Source organism: Kocuria rhizophila (genome assembly GCF_003667225.1).
GTDB classification, from domain to species: Bacteria; Actinomycetota; Actinomycetes; order Actinomycetales; family Micrococcaceae; genus Kocuria; species Kocuria rhizophila.
In genome coordinates, this window is sequence record NZ_RCOM01000129.1 from 1 (window position 1) to 3,903 (window position 3,903).

Annotated in this window: 2 protein-coding genes; both read left to right on the top strand. The window is 69.3% G+C overall.

The genetic code is table 11. The features are described from left to right. Positions 1-325 precede the first annotated feature (325 nt). Positions 326-1,804: a sugar transferase gene (locus tag D9R02_RS11370; RefSeq protein WP_121566940.1), complete on the top strand. Its 1,479-nt coding sequence runs from the start codon at positions 326-328 to the stop codon at positions 1,802-1,804. A 334-nt stretch (positions 1,805-2,138) separates the two neighbouring features. Beyond that, positions 2,139-3,797 (top strand): GH25 family lysozyme, encoded by a 1,659-nt coding sequence (locus D9R02_RS11375; RefSeq protein WP_121566941.1) that lies wholly within the window; start codon positions 2,139-2,141, stop codon positions 3,795-3,797. The last annotated feature ends 106 nt before the right edge of the window (positions 3,798-3,903 follow it).

A 3,903-nucleotide genomic window follows, 5' to 3' on the forward strand; every position in this document is an offset into this window, starting at 1 on the left:
TCCGGGCCCCGCCCGGAAAGCGGTCGGGGTGTGCACCCGTGGTGGGGACAACGCGTTCGCCGACGCCACCAGGGCGGGTGACAACTGACCCCCATCCGGTCCACGGCCCGCCGCGATCCTTCGCGGTCCGTGTCCCCACATCAGCCCCGAATCATGTCATTGCGGGGTATTTGACCAGGTGAGGGGGTATATTCAGGTGTTAGCGGGCGTAAATCTCGGGGGAGATGAACACCGTGTGCTGGGGCCGCCTCACATCGGACCAGCACCGAGCGAGCGCGTGGGGCGTCTCGCCGTCGAACGGTTTTGGGGGGAAGGTTCGTCGACCGTGTTCCAGAAGGCAAGCCACAAGCACAAACATCTGTCCTGGCGTGAGAGCTACCAGCGCGAGCTGAGGGTCTACGACGCCGTCGCACTCGTCATCGCCCTGGCCGCGGCCCAGGCACTGCGGTTCGGGCGGCTCCAGGGGCTTCTGCAGCTGGACGAGCTGCCCATCCCCTACTGGCTGGTGGGCGTCCTGCTCGGGCTCGGCTGGTGGGTGTGGCTCGAGTTGAGGGGCACCCGCGGGGTGCGTCTGATCGGCAACGGGGCCGAAGAGGCCAAGCAGGTGGTCACGGCGTCGCTCACACTCTTCGCCGCGATCGCCATCGCGTCCTACGCCTTCAACGTGCCCACCGCGCGCGGGTACATCCTGATCGCCCTGCCCGTGGGCACGCTCACCCTGCTCGGGGGGCGCATGTGGACCCGCCGCCAGCTCATGCGCCGGCGCTCCCGGGGGCTCAACATGTCCCGCACCATGGTGGTGGGCCGCTTTCCGGGCGCCGTGGAGCTCGTGGGCGAGCTGCAGAGCCGCCCGGACGCGGGCTTCGACCCCGTGGTGGTCTACATGCCCACGTCGCACCACAAGCTGCCCGATTCCCTGGCGTCCGTCCGCCTGCCCGAGAACGCACTGGCGTCCGAGGAACGTCCGAGCGTGCAGGGGATCATGAGGGCCTGCCGCGAGCACGACGTGGAGACCCTGGTGATGGCGGCCGCGGTGCCGCTCAGCACCACGGAGATCCGCCACCTCGGCTGGGCCCTCGCGGACGAGCGCATCCGCCTGGTCATGAACACCGGTCTCACGGACGTGGCCGGTCCCCGCATCCACACTCAGCAGCTGGCCGGGCTTCCCCTGATCCACGTGGCCACGCCGCGGTTCACACGGGCCAAGAAGATCGTGAAGCGGTGCATCGACATCGCGGGCTCGCTCACCGCGCTGATCCTGCTCTTCCCCGTGATGCTCGTGCTGGGCATCCTGGTCAAGGCGCACGACGGCGGTCCGGCGTTCTTCGCGCAGGAGCGGGTGGGGATCGACGGCACCCGGTTCAAGATGCTCAAGTTCCGTTCCATGTACACCGATGCCGAGGAGCGCAAGGCCGCCCTGCTCGCGGCCAACGAGTCCGACGGCGGTGTGCTCTTCAAGATGAAGGACGATCCCCGGGTGACCAAGCCGGGCAAGTGGATGCGCCGGTACAGCCTGGACGAGCTGCCCCAGTTCATCAACGTGCTCAACGGCTCCATGTCCCTGGTGGGCCCCCGGCCCCCGCTCGCCAGCGAGGTGGACAAGTACGAGCAGCACGTCTATCGCAGACTCCGGGTCCGCCCCGGCATCACCGGCCTGTGGCAGGTGTCCGGGCGTTCCAACCTGGACTGGAACCAGACCGTCCGCCTGGACCTCTACTACGTGGAGAACTGGTCCCCCGTGCAGGACATGGTCATCATGCTGCGCACCGTGCGCGCCGTCTTCGCCTCCGACGGCGCCTACTGAGCAGCACTCCCGGACGGGCTGGGGAACGGGGCGGCCAGGAGCGCAGCGGCCGGGTACGGACACCTCGACCACTCCGCTCGGGAGGGCGCCGGCGGTCAGGAGCAACCGGGTACGGGGCACCTCGACCACTCCGCTCGAGCGGGCGCCGTCGGGGGCCAGCCGTCACCTCGGGGCCACGGGATGGTCACGCACCCGTCATCTCCGCGTCGCCCGAACCCGGGCGTGAGATCCCTCGAATTCCTGTGTGAACCTCTACACTTTCTAGTGCGTTCCCCCAGGTTGCTCGCCTTCCCCCCTGCCGAGCGGCTCCCCCTCATGCAGTAAGGCCAGGCCTATGACCTCCCCCCGCACATCAGTGCTGCCCGCCGCCGTGACCGCCGCCGCGCTGATCGTCACCAGCTTCCTCCCGGCCTCCGCGGCCGAGGACCCGCACCAGAACCTCAACCCGGACAAGGGCGACGTGGTCTCGGTCGAGACGGAGGAGCTGGAGACGGTGGTGCAGGATCCCCAGCTGCCCGCCGCCCCGCCGAAGACCGGGGACAAGAACCCCGGGGCCACCATGGGCCAGAAGATGAAGACCATGGAGGACACCACCAAGCTGTCCCCCGCCTCGGAGAAGGAGCTCGAGAAGGTCGAGAAGGCCGTGCTGGGACGCGGCCCTGCGGCGTCGACCTCCCCGTCCGGCGCGAGCACCCCGAGCAGCGGCGCCACCGGGACCAAGGCACCGCAGGCAGCGGACACCGGCGTGGGCCCCGCGGGTTCCATGTCGCTCGTGATCCAGCAGAACTCCTGGCGTCCGGCCGGGATCGCCGGGATGGACGTCTCCGGCTGGCAGCCCGCGGTCAACTGGAGCGCGGAGTACGCCAACGGCGCGCGCTTCGCCTACGTCAAGGCCACCGAGGGCATCGGCTACCGTTCCGAGGCGTTCAACGACCAGTACACCGGTTCCTACGCCGTGGGCATGAACCGCGGCGCCTACCACTTCGCGCTGCCCAGCCAGACCTCGGGCGCCGCGCAGGCCGACTTCTTCATCAGCAACGGCGGCGGCTGGTCCGCGGACGGCCGGACCCTGCCGGGGCTGCTGGACATCGAGTACAACCCGTACGCCTCGCTGGGCAACACGTGCTACGACATGTCCCCCGCCCAGATGAACTCGTGGATCCAGTCCTTCTCCGACCGCTACAAGCAGCGCACGGGACGACTGCCCGCCATCTACACCACCGCCGACTGGTGGAGCACCTGCACCGGCAACACCGCGCAGTTCAACAACCACCCGCTGCACCTCGCGTCCTACGGGGTCACCAGTCCCGGCTACATGCCCAACGGCTGGTCCCGCTACGACCTGTGGCAGTTCTCGGACAGCGGCCCGTTCTCCGGTGACTCCAACGTGTACGGCGGCTCGTGGCAGCAGTTCCAGTCCCTGGCCTCGTCCGCGAACTACCAGCCCCTGGGCGGGCGTCCGTCCGGCTACACGGTGAGCGGCGGCATCGGCGCGGTGTACAAGAAGACCGGCGGTGCCGCCACGTGGGGCCAGCCCGTCTCCAACGAGCGCAACGCGGGGTACGGCGGGAAGTACCAGCAGTTCTCCCGCAACGGCGTGATCAGCACCGCCTACTGGCACCCCGGCAGCGGGGCCCACATGCTGCGAAACAAGTCCAGCATCGGCGCCAAGTTCCTGGGTGCCGGCAGCGAGTACGGCTACGGCTTCCCCTCGACCGAGGAGCGCTCCATCCCCGGTGGCGCCTACCAGGTGTTCCGCGCTCCGAACGGCCGGACCACCAAGGTCATGTGGACGCCCCGCAACGGCTCGCACGCCATCAAGGAACAGGGCGCGATCGGCAAGCGCTGGGCCCAGGGCGGCATGGAGCGCGGCATGGGCTCCCCCACCACTGACGAGTACCGCCGCGGGGACGAGATCCGCCAGACCTTCTCCAAGGGCTACATGATCGGCTACAACACCAAGACCGGGCACGTGCGGGTCCTCAAGATCTGAGCCCCGGATCCGGGCTCCCCGGATCCCCCTGCAACACCCGTCCGACGGCGGCCCGGAGCACCGGGCCGCCGTTGCCGTGTCCGCCGGGCCCGGTCAGGCCCCGGCC